The sequence below is a fragment of the Telluria sp. ZT3P25 genome (assembly GCF_059685895.1).
Genome location: NZ_JCASIJ010000001.1, coordinates 319043 through 333611, shown reverse-complemented (window position 1 = coordinate 333611; position 14569 = coordinate 319043). Strand labels below are relative to the sequence as shown.

11 protein-coding genes are annotated in these 14569 nt (G+C 61.7%); 4 read left to right on the top strand and 7 right to left on the bottom strand.

Annotation, left to right across the window (positions count from 1 at the left end; all coding sequences use genetic code 11):
- Positions 1-32: 32 nt before the first annotated feature.
- From AC56LY_RS01520 to AC56LY_RS01505, 4 genes are all read left to right on the top strand, one after another.
- Entirely contained in the window at positions 33-332 is a 300-nt protein-coding gene (locus AC56LY_RS01520) for a hypothetical protein (RefSeq protein ID WP_499575906.1), read from the top strand.
- Positions 333-863: 531 nt separating this feature from the next.
- Positions 864-1520, top strand: coding sequence for a Vat family streptogramin A O-acetyltransferase (locus tag AC56LY_RS01515; RefSeq protein ID WP_499575904.1), 657 nt, complete (start codon positions 864-866; stop codon positions 1518-1520).
- Positions 1521-1674: 154 nt separating this feature from the next.
- Positions 1675-1962, top strand: a complete 288-nt coding sequence (locus AC56LY_RS01510; protein WP_499575902.1) for a hypothetical protein — start codon at positions 1675-1677, stop codon at positions 1960-1962.
- Between the two features lie 114 nt (positions 1963-2076).
- Positions 2077-2625, top strand: a complete 549-nt coding sequence (locus tag AC56LY_RS01505) for a DUF6438 domain-containing protein (protein ID WP_499575899.1) — start codon at positions 2077-2079, stop codon at positions 2623-2625.
- Positions 2626-2826: 201 nt separating this feature from the next.
- Here the strand turns inward: AC56LY_RS01505 and AC56LY_RS01500 are convergent, their stop codons facing one another.
- The 7 genes from AC56LY_RS01500 to xdhC form a co-directional block, all read right to left on the bottom strand.
- Positions 2827-3690, bottom strand: coding sequence for a MipA/OmpV family protein (locus AC56LY_RS01500; RefSeq protein ID WP_499575896.1), 864 nt, complete (start codon positions 3688-3690; stop codon positions 2827-2829).
- A gap of 101 nt (positions 3691-3791) precedes the next feature.
- Positions 3792-4865, bottom strand: coding sequence for a S1/P1 nuclease (locus tag AC56LY_RS01495; RefSeq protein ID WP_499575894.1), 1074 nt, complete (start codon positions 4863-4865; stop codon positions 3792-3794).
- Between the two features lie 17 nt (positions 4866-4882).
- The gene (locus AC56LY_RS01490; RefSeq protein WP_499575891.1) at positions 4883-6568 is read right to left on the bottom strand and encodes a bifunctional metallophosphatase/5'-nucleotidase; all 1686 of its coding nucleotides are present in this window, start codon (positions 6566-6568) and stop codon (positions 4883-4885) included.
- A gap of 197 nt (positions 6569-6765) precedes the next feature.
- Positions 6766-10182, bottom strand: a complete 3417-nt coding sequence (locus tag AC56LY_RS01485) for a TonB-dependent receptor (RefSeq protein WP_499575889.1) — start codon at positions 10180-10182, stop codon at positions 6766-6768.
- A 511-nt stretch (positions 10183-10693) separates the two neighbouring features.
- On the bottom strand, positions 10694-12187 hold the full coding sequence (locus tag AC56LY_RS01480) for an adenosine deaminase (RefSeq protein ID WP_499575885.1): 1494 nt from the start codon (positions 12185-12187) through the stop codon (positions 10694-10696).
- Positions 12188-12271: 84 nt separating this feature from the next.
- Positions 12272-13576, bottom strand: a complete 1305-nt coding sequence (gene guaD, locus AC56LY_RS01475) for a guanine deaminase (protein ID WP_499575883.1) — start codon at positions 13574-13576, stop codon at positions 12272-12274.
- A complete protein-coding gene (gene xdhC, locus AC56LY_RS01470; RefSeq protein ID WP_499575881.1) occupies positions 13576-14568 on the bottom strand; it encodes a xanthine dehydrogenase accessory protein XdhC in 993 nt (330 codons plus the stop codon). The genes guaD and xdhC overlap by 1 nt, the downstream gene beginning before the upstream one ends.
- Position 14569: the final 1 nt, after the last annotated feature.

Here is a 14569-nt window from a genome sequence, read left to right as displayed (position 1 = left end):
GTTCGTGCGCAATTCATACATGGAGGTTTTGAATGGGTCCTCTGTTCTCGCTGATTTTGATAGCGGTGGCATCGGCAGCACTATTTGGGGTAGTGTTCCTCGTGTTGAAAATGTTCCTGCGCACCACTGATTCGCTTCGGCGCGCAGGTGGTTTTGTCATAGGAACTGGAATTGGCGCGATCCTGTCTGCAGGGGTACTTGCTCTAGCAATGGGAACTGATGTCACGCTTGCGACAACAACACATGTATACGCTTATCTTTCTGCGGTCGCTCTCGGTGCTCTCGCTGGCGGCACCGCTCTCTCATGCTTCGTCGCGTGGAAGTTTCGTTAGAGCGGCGTCCGCTTCGGGTCCAGGCTGTGTAAAAATGCAAGCAAGGCGTCGGCTTGGCGACACTCGACCTTTCAGATCGCTCACTACGGCGTGTTTTTACACAGCCCCGGTCTTCAGATCGGCGAGCTGCCAAGCTGTCGTAAACGGCCGGGTTCGCCCACAAGCAGCCATTCAACGCAGCCACCAAGAACGGTCAGACTTATGACGGCCAAATTCGTATTGGATTCTCCCCGTGCCAGACTCCTGGTGGAGTTGCCAGCCGACCGCGATAGAATTCTCTCACCCGAAGGTCGGGTTCCGAGGATTGGCGACTTGGTGGTACCGGACCAAGGATTCACTGGTCCGGAGGGATGTCGGATGGTCCTGGCATATTTCCCGACGCTCGACGCCTGTGCGTACGAAGCTGAAATCTATGAGTCGGCATTAAAACAGATTTAATGCCGTGCTAACGCCGAATGTGCGGTGACAAGGGGATGAACGTTCACTTCGGCACGCATTGCCGGCGGTAGACCTAGAAATGAATAATGGAGAATGCACATGCATGGCCCTAGTCCGGACACGGCGTATCCGATGGACGGTTTTCCTCAGATCTGCTTCCTGAAAAACATCGTTACCCGCCCGAACATCGACATTGGCGACTTCACGTATTACGACGATCCCGATGGTGTCGACAACTTCGAAAATAACGTGTTGTATCACTTTCCTTTCATTGGCGATCGGCTGATCATCGGTCGATTTTGTGCAATCGCGCGTGGCGTCAAATTCATCATGAATGGCGCCAATCACCAGATGAATGGTATTTCAACCTTCCCGTTCTTCATTTTCGGCAATGGTTGGGAAGTTGCTCGTCCAGCTGCGGGCGAACTTCCGTACAAAGGCGATACCATCATCGGCAACGATGTCTGGATCGGTTACGACGTATTGATCATGCCCGGCGTGACGATTGGCGATGGCGCCATCCTCGCTGCGCGCTCGGTGGTCACTGCCGATGTCCCGCCTTACACCGTCGTTGGCGGAAACCCTGCTCAGGTCGTGCGACGGCGCTTTGATGCCGACATCGTGCGGCGCCTGCAAGCGGTCGCGTGGTGGGCCCGTTCACCTGCGTGGATCACCAGGCATCTCAATCACATTCGGGCCGCCGACATTGACGCTCTCGAAAGCGCGGCCAATGCCGATCCGCTCGAGTAGACTGTTTTGCTTGCTTACGTCAGGCTGATTTCGGTGTCAGCTTCGCGTCGAGGGGCTGCCGTACGGTGTGAGGCAGAGCCCGGCCAACAACGGCCCGCACGGTCAAACCCTCATTGTTCCGGGACAGATCGGTCCATTAACCAAGCAAGCGTAGATGACCATATTTTCAAACGAACTGAAAACGGCCAAAAGAACAGTACGTATCAGTATCCTGGTGGCGTTAGCATTGGTTGGCCTTGGAATCAATGAGCTTCGTTCGCAACAGACCGGTTCATTTGGTCAGGGAGCAAGCGGCCTGCTTCGCGAGTTTCTATACACCTACGTTGGCGTCACTGGCCTTTTTGCTCTATGGATCGTGCTGGCAATGATCCCTCTCTCGCTTGCACGATTGATATGGCGCCACACACCTCATGCTCCCAGCGATCGCTGGTACCAGAACTAATTTGTGTCGGTAGGTGCCCGCAATCACAGTGGCGCCGGATTTCAAGCCTGGCAATCGGCTAACCATGACTGAGATAATTCAATGAGATCATTCTGCACACGGATCATCGTCACAGTGGCATTGCTGCTTTCGGCGTGCACGGATGCCGGTTCACCTGAGAGCAAAGAGCCGAAGCCGTTCACCGACTTCGATGTGCTTACAATCGATCAATCGGCCTGTTTGTTCGACTGCCCCGTCTTTGAGGTCAAGATTTTTCATGACGGGCGGGTGCGTCATTCCGGCCCAACCTTCGAGCAAACCGGCGGCCCCGATGAATTCCGTATCGACAGGCGCGGCCTGACGCAAATCGCACAGGCGCTGCGCGACGCGCGTTTCGATGAAATGCGCGATCGTTACCAAGACGAGGCCGACGGTTGCGAATTCACGGCGTCCGATATGTCGACCCTTAGTTTGAGCATGAGCCGCGGCCGGGGATTTCGCAATAAAAACGTCGTGCTCTATACCGGCTGCCTCGGCCCCGCCATCCCGACCGAGCGCATCGATACGCTCATCAAGGCTATTGATCGGGTCACAGGCACAGGAGCGCTACTTGAACGAAGGAAGCAGGCACGCCAACGACATGGTGGGGCGGGCAAGCCCGGGAATAGCCGGGGTCAGGTCTGACATTTGGACACGGACTCTTCCTTATTACCCTCCGTACGGTATTCAAAAATCTACGTTGTGTTGAGCTCGTGTCTGAATGTCAGACCTGACCCTGCTTTTAGGCTGTTGACATGCCGTCGACTGTTGAACGCGTGGACGGGGAAACCGTCCACCCTACATCGCATCAAAAATGACCGGGCAGCGCGATCAGTGCCTTGATATTCACGGCGTGACCGGATCCACCGGCTCGAAGCCCGCCGCACGCCGGGTCGAGCGCGCCAGCGTCCAGGCGAAGCCGATGCCGGCCGACGTGCCGGAATTTTTCAGGTGCAGCGGGCTGTCGCGGTTGGCGCTGCCGGCGTACGACTCGTAGCGCACGTAGCCGAACAGGCGCACGTCGGGATTGAGCTGGCGCGTCGCAAACAGGCCCACGCGCGCCAGTACCAGACCGGCGTCGGCGCTGTACGCATCGCGGCTGGCGGTCGCATACTGCGGCGCGACTTCATAGAAATAGCGGTTGATGCGCTTGTCGCCGAACACCACCGACGTATTGGCTTCGAACGACCACAGACCGCGCTCGCCGCGCGTTTCGTAGGCCAGCTTCGGCTCGAACGTCCAGCCCTGACGTCGCAGGCCACCGCGTGCTTCGATCACGGCGCGCAGCGGCAGTTCGGCGCGCAGGCGACTCGTCGCGTCAATGTCGGCCACGCGGATTTTCAGGCGCGGGCCAAATTCGAACAATGCACCCAGGTCTGGCATGCCGGCACGCGCCTCGACGTCGTCCGAGTCCGACGGCAAGGCGCCCGACAAGCCAACGTCGAACTCTAGCCGGTCGGAGCGGAACAGGCGCGCGCCGATACCTGACTGGTCGGCGCGCAGCACTTCCCCGCGGTAGAGCAGGAACGGGATGGGCAGGATGCGGTTGGTACGGTCGTCGGCGCCGGGATAGGCGGGCGTGCTCAGCGCAGCAGCGCCAAGGCCGAATTCCCACAGCGGCAGGCTGGCGCCGGCCAGGGTCTGTGCGTGAGCGTGGAATGCGGGGAACAGGCAGGCTGCCGCGATGGCAACCTTCAATGGAACGTGCATGGGGCCTCGGGAGTCTGGTCGGGGGATGACCGGATTCTATCCGAGGCCGTGCCAAAAGTGCACCGCGCGTGCGAACAATCCGCGCGATGCATGCCGTGGGCTTACGGCCAGATTGCCTGCAGCATCGCGGCCAGGTTGTACCCGCCCTTGATCAGCTGGGTCTTGGCGATTTCGGAGCTCGGCACCGGATAGTTGGCCGGCACTTCGAGCGCGAAGGTGTAATAGGTCTCGCCCTTCTTGCCCGTTTGCGGCGTCAGTTTGCCCGGCACCACGTCAGCATACGCCAGCTTGGCCGACTTCAGGCCGTCTTCCACCCACTGCACCGGCCAGGTGGCCACGTCGCCTTTGGCTTTCGCAACCAGCGGCCCACTCGCGATCGCCACGTCCGCGAACTGCTCCGGTGTGCGCGTCTTGATGCGGCGGAACGCGTAGTCGACCGTCGTGCTGTCCCAATACGAGTGGAACGGCTTGGTCAGCGCCTTTGGCACGCCTTCCTTGACGACGACCGGCGCATCACCCGCTTCTGCAGCAGGAATCACGCCTTTCGACAGTGCCGCCAGTTTTTCGTCATCGAGCAGCAGGTTGTTGCCGCCGCGCGAATCGAACACGAGCGCGTCGTCGATCTCGGCGCGCGATTTCGGCACGATGAACTTGCCGTCCTTGCTGACGAACGCCGAACCGACGTGCAGCGGCTGGTGAATATCGCCGGCGAAGTGCGCCAGCAGGATCAGGGCCTGACGCTTGGTGAACTTGTGCGGGTTCAGGGCCGGGTCGGTCTTGCCCTGCAAGACGGCGATGCACTGCTCCAGCGTCTGCACGATATCGACGTCGCTCGTGCCTACGCCGTGCTCATGATAGTGATCGAGCTGGAACGGCACGTTGGTGTAGTGGTATTCGTTGTGGCGCGGATTGCCTTCGACGTATTCCACCATCTCGGGCGTCTGCGGGCCGCAGTAGGTGCCCTTGACGCAGTCGGCCCAGTTGGCGACCGACGCCAGCGATTCGCCCGGCTGCAGCAGCAGCGCGATCTGCTTCTGGGCGTTGGTCCCCTTGAGCAGCTTGTCGGCGATCGAGCCGACGGCGCGGTGGCCGTCACGGCCCCAGGCAGCGGCGTCCGATGCGCCCAGTAATCCGAAGGCGCTGGTGAGCGCCAACACGCATGCGAGTTTTTTCATGATCATTTTTGATGTGCTTAATTGAGGCGCACGATGCGCGGGGTAGCCGGGGCCAGCGCGGCGCCCTGCCCTTCGAGTTTTTTCAGGTAGGTGATGAAGCCATCCAGGTCGCGCAGGCCGGTGTCGATACGCTCGGTGCCGAGTGCGAATTCGGGATAGCCGTCGCTGCCTTCGGCCAGGAAGTTGTTCAGCGCCAGCCGATAGGTTGCGGTATCAACCAGCGGCTTGCCATCGAGCTTGATACTGCCCGGTACCAGGCGGGTGCCAGCCGGCCGCTTGGCATCCCAGGTATAGGTAAAGCCTTGCGAGACTTGCAGCACGCCGGACGTCACGTTCGCGCCGTCGGGCCACTGGCGTTCGAGCAGATTGCGGATCTGCGCGCCGGTCAGGTTCATCACGACAGTCGTGTTCCCGAATGGCAGCACGGCCTGGGCCTGGCCGAAGTTGACGGTCTTGTCGGCGAGCGCTTCGAGGTCGCGCCGGATGCCGCCATTGTTCATGAACGCGAACTGCGCACCCAGGCTGCGGGCCGAGTCCAGCGCCGCGTCGGCGACCAGGTTACCGAGCGGCGATTCACCCGCGTCGTTATTCTTGCGCAGCAGCGGCGCGACGGCGATCTTCGCGATCGGGCGCGTCAAGGCCGCCTCGCTGCGCTCTTTTACCTGCGCGATATACGCGACCATCTTCGGATCGGCCGGGTACTCGCCCGGCTTCATCACGACATTGGCGACGGTCAGGTTCGACACCGCGCCGCTGGTCGGCTCGACCTGCATCGACACACGCGTGAGAAGATGGCCAGCCGTATCGGCCTGGGTCACGACCCGGCCACCGACATCGCACAGGTAGCCCTGGTGCGAGTGCCCGGTCAGCACCAGCTTGACCGACGGATCGATCTTCTGGACGACCGGGACGATGTCGCCCGTCAGCTTGCTGCAACCGGCTTGCAACGGCGACTCGACCGTGCGGCCGCCCTGGTGCACCAGGGCCACGATGACCTTGGCGCCGGCCGCGCGCATGGCCGGCAGCGCGTTGTTGATCGCTTCGGCTTCGTCGCCGAACGTCAAGCCCGCGATGCCCGATGCGACTACCATGTTCGGCGTATCGCGCAGCACCACTCCGATCAGGCCGACCTTGATGCCCTTGACGGTTTCGATGGTGAAGCCCGGGATGATCGGCTTGCCCGTGACCTTGTCGATCACGTTCGCGCCCAGATAGGTAAATTTGGCACCGCCAAACGTCGGTGTGAATTTGCAGGCCTTGGTCGGGTGCGGCGAATCGCAGCCACCGTTCTGCTGGCGCAGCAGTTCCTTGCGGCCGCCGTCAAATTCGTGGTTGCCTACCGCGCTGGCGCGCAGGTTCAGCATGTTCATCACTTCGATCGTCGGCTCGTCAGCCCACAGCGACGACAGCGCCGGGCTGGCGCCGACGATGTCGCCGGTCGACACGAGCAGCAGGTCCTTGTCCTGTTTGCGCCAGGCCTGCAGGGCTGCGGCCACCGCTTCGGCGCCGCCCGCGCGCATGACCTGGTCCTTGCCATCGGCGCCCTTGAGCACGTAGCGGCTTGGCTCCAGGTTGCCGTGGAAGTCGTTGAGCGATACCAGATTGATGGTAACCGGGGCCTGGGGAGCGGTCACGCAGCCGGCCAGCAGCAGCGCAAAGGTCAGCGTGGAAAGACGGGCGCTTGCGCGACGCGAAACGATCATGAAAAACACCTTTTATGGAATCGGGCCGGGGTGGCCGGCACCCGGACAGCGGGGCTTGGATAAGCGCAACAGCAGGCATTATCCCATGCCGCCTGTGCGCAGGAAATCCTTACAGCATCAGGGCTACCGACTTTTTTGATGAAAAAACGGCCGGTGTTTCCACCGGCCGTTCTGGCTACTTCAGCGAACCCAAGTACTTAGAACTCGTACTTGACGGTTGCCTGGATAGCCCACTGCGATTCGCCCTTGGCCTGACGCAGATCCTGCGATTCGACTTGTGGACGCACTGCGTACACATAACGTCCCTGCGCATCGATACCTGCGTAGTCAACGAAGCTGCGCGCCGTGCCGCCGTTACCCTGGAATGGCACTTCGTAGATACGGCCCCACTTCTTGTTCAGCAGGTTGCCGAAGTTCAAGATGTCGAGTGAGAACGTGCCCTTGTTACGCTCGAACAAGCCCGGGATTTCCTGGCTGATGCGAACGTCGAAGCTGTTGGTCCACTTGGCGAAGCTGCCGTTGCGTTTCACGGCGCCACCAGCGGCGCTCTTGAGCTGGTCGTTCGAATTGACGATGTCCCAGAACTTCTGCTCATTCGCCTTGTTGGTCGCGGTATCGCCGTAGAACACGACTTCGCCGGAACCGAACGCGGTCGGAATGTACATCAGGTCGTTGCCGGCCAGGTTGTCGCCGTTCATGTCATTGTTGAACGTCCAGCTGTACGGCTTGCCTTCACGGCCTTCGTAGAAGATGCCAAGACGGGTGTTGTACTCGCCGAAGAATTTCTTCTGGAAGTTCATCAACGCGCTGACACGGTTCTTCACCAGATAGCTCGAGTTGGCGGTGACTTCTTCGTTCGGGTTGAACACCGAGCGGCCGGAATAGTTCGAGCTCGAGGTCGACGAGGTCAGTGGCGAGACTTCGGTCGCATCGGTATAGCTGTAAGCAACCGACCAGCCAAAGCCCTTGGTCAACGGACGCGACAGCGACAGGGTAACGATATTCGCATCACCCTTGTCGGTGCCCTTGGCCAGCAGCACATTGTTGTAGCTCAGGTTGCTCAGAGCGCGCGACGTCACGCAGCCCGAACGGGTCGAGACGGTGCCATTGGCAACGCTGAAGCAGCTGGCGTCGCGGCCACCGGCGTTCCAGAACAGTTGACGACCATCCGAACCGGTCGCGGTTGCGGCGCCCAGATTCAGGTTTTCGTAGTAGATGCTGTCTTTGTTCTTGGTGTACAGGTACTCCGCACCAAAGACAACGCCATACCATGGCAGTTCAGTGTCGAAAGCAACGTTGGCCTTCCAGATCGACGGCTGTTTGAAGGTCGGATCGAGAATGTCGACGTTGGCCGCTGGGGTCACGCCTGCCACGTTAGGCTGGGCGTTCGGATCGATGTTGAACAGGCCACCGGTGGTCGGGCAGTTGACAGCAGCAGTCGTCGAGCAGCTCACGAAGCGCGTTGCAACGCCCGGGTTCGAGAACGGATTCGACATCCACACGGTTGCCGCCGCGCCCTGGAACAGGCCGAAGCCGCCGCGCAGCTGGGTTGGCCGTGGCGCGTTGCTGAAGCGGTAGTTGAAGCCAACGCGCGGCTGGATCAGGTCCTGGCCATCGATGGTGCGGGTGTTGTCGTAGCCGAAGCCGCCGCGCTGGCGCACGCCGGTTGCCGGGTTGCCTGCGATGACAGCCTGAGCCACGGCAGCATTGGCCAGTGGACGCCCGCCGACGTCGTTGCGGTCATAGCGCACGCCGTAGGTCACGGTCAGGTCTTCGCTGACGGTCCAGGTATCTTGCAGGAACAGACCGGTGTTCTTGACTTCGAACTGGGCGATCGCATTGTTCAGCGAGCCGCCGGCGACTGGCGTCTGCACATTGTAGAAGGTCGGACGGCCGCGGCGGAAGTTCTCCAGCACGGCTGCTTCCAGCGTTGCCTGGCTCGCGGTCGAGCAGTTCGGCAGCGCGCCGAAACCGTAGAACGTGGCGCTGGTGCTGGCGATACAGCCGAAGGTGTACTGGCCGTACACGCCCTGCAGGAACGCGTTGTAGACCTTGTTCTTGGTCTGGTCGACGCCGCCCTTGATTTCGTGGTCGCCCACGATCCAGTTGGCGCCGGCGTAGAAGTCCTTGGTGTCGGTGCGCAGCACGTTGTTTTGACGGCTGTATTCGGTACCGAAGTTCAGGAAACGGTTACCAGTCGGCACGCCGGCTGGGGCGCCGGCTGGCAGCGCGCCCTGGAACTGCAGCGAGATGGCTGGCATCGCGGTTGCGTTCTTCGGGATCGAATCGTAATCGCGGGTCGAGAAGCGCAGTTCGGTCGAGAAGTTCGGGGTCCAGTCCGAGAACAGCTGGGCCACGACGGTCTCGATCGACTTGCCCTGATTGTAGAAGCCCGACGACAGGCCGACGCCGGTGGCCGAGAAGCCCGGGTAGAACGGCTCGTTCTGTTCGGTCTTGGCGTAGCGCAGGTTGGCGCGGTGTTCGTCAGTAATATTCCAGTCGAACTTCAACATGCGCTCTTTCGAGGTCAGCATGGAACCGGCAGGCACTTCCGTACTGCCGATGTCAGTGCCGTAAGTCGTCTGGGCGATGTTCTGGGCTGCAGCGATGGCCGACTGGGTAATGCCGACGGTGGTACCAGCACCGCTGCCGATCGGACCGAAGGCCGGGCTCGAGCGCGAGCTTTCGAAGTTCTCGGCCAGCGCGTAGATGAACAGCTTGTCCTGGATCAGCGGGCCGCTGGCCCAGATACCCTTGGTCGTTTCCTTGGACTTCGGTGCATCGCTATAGGTGTCGTCCGTCGGGTTGTAACGGTCGCCCGACATGGTGTCGTTGCGGAACACGTAGTACACACCACCCTTGTAGGTGTTGGTACCCGACTTGGTTACGGCGTTGATGTTGCCGCCGGTATAGCCTTTTTGGGTGACATCGTAGTTGGCGACGTTGACCTGCACCGACTGGATCGCTTCGATCGAAATCGGCTGGCGCGCGGTCGGGCTGCCGTTCGCTTCCAGGCCGAACGTGTCGTTGATCGCGACGCCGTCGATGGTCAGCGAGTTGTAGCGCGAGTTCTGGCCGGCGACCGAGATTTCGCCGCGTTCCTTGTCGGTCTGCGACACACGCGGGTCAGCGCGGGCATAGTCCTGCAAGTTGCGGTTGATCGATGCCTGGGTCTGGAGCTGGGTATTGCTGATCGCGGTGCCCGCACCCATATTGTTGTTCGAGAAGACTTCCGAACGCGATGCGGTACCGGCGACGGTCACGGTCTGCACGCCCAGGGTGGCGTCGACTTCGGCGGTCTGTGCCAGGTCGAGGAAGACGTTGTTACGGGTTTGGGTGATGCCATCTTTGGTGATGGTGATCGTGTATGGACCACCCACGCGCAGACCGCGTGCAACGTAGCGGCCTTCAGCGTCGGTCACGACATTGCTGACAGAACCCGACTCGGTGTGCAGGATCTGCACTTGCGCGCCGGCAGCCGGCTGACCCGAGACGTTCGAGATACGGCCACCGACGGCCGAAGTGGTGTTCTGTGCGAACGACGGCGACGCCGCCAACGCAACTGACAAAGCCAGCGCCAACTTGGTGAGCCGGATCTGCTGTTGAGTGATCATTGATTACCCCAAAAAGAACTTCAAAGTTGTTTGTTGGACGCCCGACGGACATCCTCCCCTGCTTTACTGCTTGTTATATTCGTCGTGCCGCGTCAGTGATTCAGCCGGCAAGCGGCTGCGATTGTATCGGTACAATGTTTCAACAAAATGACACGATGTGTGGTTTGATTTACACCAGAATTGCGCCAATATGCATCAGCGTTTTCAGCCCGACAAATTCAATTTGGCTTCGCTATTCAGAGCTTTTCCGTATAAATCACCCCGTCGACGTTGTCGTTACGCGACATAAATCGTGTCATTTGGCGCGCTTTATGACATGGCGGAATTATATGCGTGGCATTCCACGGTGAAATTTTTTCGGCAAAAAATCAGTAGAACCAGCGGTGCAAGGGGAAATTCTGTAGCGAGAAGACGACAAACCCGACTTCCGGACGCACTTAGTACCGAAAAGTCGAAGGTTGTTTATGACAGGGAGGCGATCCGGCGAGCGCCGGATCGGGGATGACACACTTTATTTCGCGCGCGCGGTCTGGCTCGCCATGGCAGCGACTTGCGCTTCGAATCGGACGTAACGCCCGTCGAGCTGTTTCGTTAAGCGTTGTTTTTCTGCAACGGGCAGGAACGCGTAGCGGATGCTGTTGTACGACGCTTTCTTGATTTCCGCGTAAGCAGGCTTGAACTGGCTGGCAAATTGCACGTACTCGTGCGACAGCGTGTGACGGGTCACGCCGGCGTCGTCAGTCGAAATCACGTAGGGCACGCCATACTTGCGGTACAGGTGGATCGGATGATCCGCGCCTGCCACGCCGCTGATGAACGCGTTCGAGGTCAGGTTGATCTCGACCGGAATATCCTTCTCGCGCATCGTCTTGATGATGGCCGGTGCATTGGCTTCATGCGCCAGGTCCAGGCCATGGCCGATGCGGTCGGCGCCGGCAATGCCCAGGGCGCTGTCGATGTGGAACTTCAGGCCTTCGGGCGGCACTTCACCCAGCGCCAGTTCGCCCGCATGCATCGCCACTTTCACGTCCGGATACACCGTTTTCAGGAAGCGGAACATCTTCATGTGCAGCAGGTAGTCGCGCATCGACACGTTCAGGCTTTCCTGGCCGACGATGTTCACGCCGACGATGCGGCCGCCCTTGGCGGCGGCCTTGAAGCTCGACACCATCGCCGAAAACACCTGCGACGGCGCCAGGAGGCGCAGCGTGTAGTTCTGGTAGCGCATCGTGAAGCGCTCGTCGTCGATGCCTTCCGACGCAGCATTGATCTGCGCGACGAAGGTGTCGATCGACGTGTTGTAGGCGGCGTTGGCGTCCAGCGCGGCCAGTTCGGCGCGCAACTGGGCGCCCAGCGCCGCGTCGTCGTTCACGCTGGCGCGGGTGCTGGTGTCGAACGCGGGGTTGGCCACGAACGGCGAGAGCAGGAACATCGTTTCGATGTAGCCGACATTTTCGGCGATGGCGCGCGCCTTGATCTCTTGCAGGCCTTCGCGCAGATTGTCGTTGGCCACCGGGCCGAAGTAGCCGAAGGTGCCGAAGAACAGGCGGTCCGGCGCCGGCTGGATGGCGACGTGGTTGCCGAAATCCTTGTTCGACCAGCGCTTGACCAGCTCGCGCCAGGTGTTTTCATCAGCATTGACTTGTGCGCCCGACAGGCAGGTACGCTCCGCAGCCGGCTTGGCGCGCTGCGCGGCGATGGTCGCCTTGTCGGTCTCGATGCGGTAGGTGGTTTTGTCGATGCAGAAGCCCTGCTTGTCGACGAAATCGACATAGGTCTCGGCATAGATCGCGCCCGAATAATGGTGGTGCAAATCGCCGCCCTTGGGCATCTGCGTGAAGAACATCGTCAGCTCGGACAGGCGCGGCGTGCTGCCCTCGATCAGGCTGGCGTAGTGACGCGCGGTGGCCGATTCGTTGGCGGTGACCGATGGCGCCCGGGCCAGGACGGGCGAAGCGACGACGGCCAGCGCCAGCAGCGCACTGCCGGGCAAATACTTGTGCATGGTGAGACTTTCAGGATGAATGGCGAATAAATGACAAGCGCCCAACTCTAACGCCTTCGTGCGGGGTTGGCAATATTGTCAACCCTACCTTTCGTGCACCAGGCGACCATACGAATACGTCGCGGCTACCGTGCGGTCATCACCCAGCAGCGCCAGCGCGAACAGCAGCTCTTCGAGCGAGTGGCTGTGGCTCGTGCGGCGCGCCATCAGCGGCGTCGCTTCGCGGTCAAGCACCACGAAATCGGCTTCGAGACCGGGCGCGAAGCTGCCGATCGTATCCTCCAGCCCCATCGCGCGCGCCGCGCCCAGCGTGGCGAGATAAAACATGCGCAGCGCCGTCAGGTAACTGCCCTTCATGCGCGCGACCTTGTACGCTTCGTTCATCGTCTGCAGCAGCGAGAACGAGGTGCCGGCGCCAACGTCCGTGCCCAGCGACAGCAGCATGCCGGCCTTGTCGGCGCGTTCGAAGTCGAACAGGCCGCTGCCCAGGAACAGGTTCGACGTGGGGCATACGGCGGCGGCCGAGCCGGTAGCCGCCATGCGCGCCATGTCCTCGTCGTCGAGCCAGATGCAGTGGCCGAACATCGCGCGCGGGCGCATCAGACCGTAGCTGTCGTACACGTCGAGATAGCTGCGCGCCTGCGGGAACAGCTCGCCCACCCAGGTGCACTCGTCGCGGTTCTCGGCCACGTGGGTCTGGATGAAGGTGTCCGGGTACGCCGCCGCCAGTTCGCCCGTCAGGCGCAATTGGGTTTCGGTCGACGTCGGCGCAAAGCGCGGCGTGATCGCATACAGCGCGCGGCCGCGCTTGTGCCAGCGCTTGATCAGCGCTTCGCTCTCGCCAAGCTCACCTTCGAGGTCGCGCAGGAAGTCCGGGCAATTGCGGTCCATCAGCACCTTGCCGGCCACCATGCGCAGGTTACGCGCTTCGCTCGCGGCAAAGAACGCGTCGACCGATTGCGGGTGCACGGTGCAGTAGACCATCGCCGTCGTGGTCCCGCAGCGCAGCAGTTCGTCGAGAAAGAAGTCGGCCGTGGAGCGCCCATCTTCATGATCTTCGTAGCGGCGCTCGGTCGGGAACGTATAGGTCTCGAGCCACGGCAGCAGGCCCGGGGCCGGCGAAGCAATCATGTCGGTCTGCGGGTAATGCAGGTGCGTGTCGATGAAGCCCGGGACGATCAGCTTGCCGCGGTAATCGACGGGTTCGAGGCCCGCCGGCAGCGTGGGCGCGAGCGCGGCGTAGTCGCCGGCGGCCTGGATGCGGCCATCCTCGACAATCAGCAGGCCGTCTTCGTGAAACAGCGCGGCGCCGTCGTCGAACGCCGGATCGGCGCGAAAGTGCAGCAGGCTGGCGCGATAGGCCTGCACATTGGGTGATGCAGTGGGCATTACAAAAATTCCGGTTGAGGTTCGGGGTGATGTGCAGCTTCCCACACGGCCAGCAATTGCGCCACACTCGACGCCGCGATCACGGCCGGGGCCTTGCCGGCAATATCGGGCAAGCCGATCGGGCAGACCATATTGGCCAGGCGCGCATCGTCGATGCCGCGCTCGCGCAGGCGCGCTTCGAACTGGCTGCGCTTGGTGCCTGATCCGATCAGGCCGAACCAATCGGGCGTGGCCGGATGCGCGGGGCGCGCCAGGATCGCGTGGCACAGGCGCAGGTCAAGCGCGTGGCTGTGGGTCATGACGAGAAAGCTCGTGCCGGGCGCAGCGTGTGCTACCAGCGCCTCGGGCGTATCGGTCGCCTCGATCGTCACGTTCGCAGGGGTGGATGCCGGGAACATGGCGTCGCGCTCATCGACCCACGTCACGCGGCATGGCAGCTCGGCCAGCGCACGCACGATGGCGGCGCCCACGTGCCCGGCGCCGAACAGCATCAGGTGCGCGCGCGGCGCCAGGACCGGGTCGAGCAGCCAGCGGCGCCCTCCCTCGCCTTCCAGCACCCGGGCTTCGGGTACGCGTTCGAACGCTGGCGCGTCCGGCGTACCCGCGAGGGGCGCCGCGTCGTCGAACAAGGCCCACTCGCACGCGCCGTCCAGCGCGACGAGGCGCCAGGTGTCGACGTTGCAGCGCGTGCGCAGCAGGTCAACCTGCGCGGCATCGATACGCTCGAACGCCAGCCAGGCGATGCCGCCGCAGCACTGGCCAAGGCTCGGGCCAAGCGCAAAGCGTTCGAAGCGGCGCGCTTCGCCAAGCTGCAGCATCGTGCGCGCAATCTCCAGCGCGCGGTGTTCGAGATGGCCGCCGCCGATGGTGTCGTCAAAATCGTGCGCGCGCACCAGCATCTTCGCGCCCGGCTCGCGCGGCACCGAGCCCTTCACGGCTGCCACCGTCACCAGCACGGACGGCACATTGCCCTGGGCGCGCAACCAGTCCATC

Bases quoted from the DNA above. Each gene is read 5' to 3' on its own strand.
- AC56LY_RS01480 (WP_499575885.1), bottom strand. From the start codon at position 12,187: ATGCACAAGTATTTGCCCGGCAGTGCGCTGCTGGCGCTGGCCGTCGTC.
- AC56LY_RS01515 (WP_499575904.1), top strand. From the start codon at position 864: ATGCACATGCATGGCCCTAGTCCGGACACGGCGTATCCGATGGACGGT.
- AC56LY_RS01510 (WP_499575902.1), top strand. From the start codon at position 1,675: ATGACCATATTTTCAAACGAACTGAAAACGGCCAAAAGAACAGTACGT.
- xdhC (WP_499575881.1), bottom strand. From the start codon at position 14,568: ATGGACTGGTTGCGCGCCCAGGGCAATGTGCCGTCCGTGCTGGTGACG.
- AC56LY_RS01490 (WP_499575891.1), bottom strand. From the start codon at position 6,568: ATGATCGTTTCGCGTCGCGCAAGCGCCCGTCTTTCCACGCTGACCTTT.
- guaD (WP_499575883.1), bottom strand. From the start codon at position 13,576: ATGCCCACTGCATCACCCAATGTGCAGGCCTATCGCGCCAGCCTGCTG.
- AC56LY_RS01500 (WP_499575896.1), bottom strand. From the start codon at position 3,690: ATGCACGTTCCATTGAAGGTTGCCATCGCGGCAGCCTGCCTGTTCCCC.
- AC56LY_RS01485 (WP_499575889.1), bottom strand. From the start codon at position 10,182: ATGATCACTCAACAGCAGATCCGGCTCACCAAGTTGGCGCTGGCTTTG.
- AC56LY_RS01495 (WP_499575894.1), bottom strand. From the start codon at position 4,865: ATGAAAAAACTCGCATGCGTGTTGGCGCTCACCAGCGCCTTCGGATTA.
- AC56LY_RS01520 (WP_499575906.1), top strand. From the start codon at position 33: ATGGGTCCTCTGTTCTCGCTGATTTTGATAGCGGTGGCATCGGCAGCA.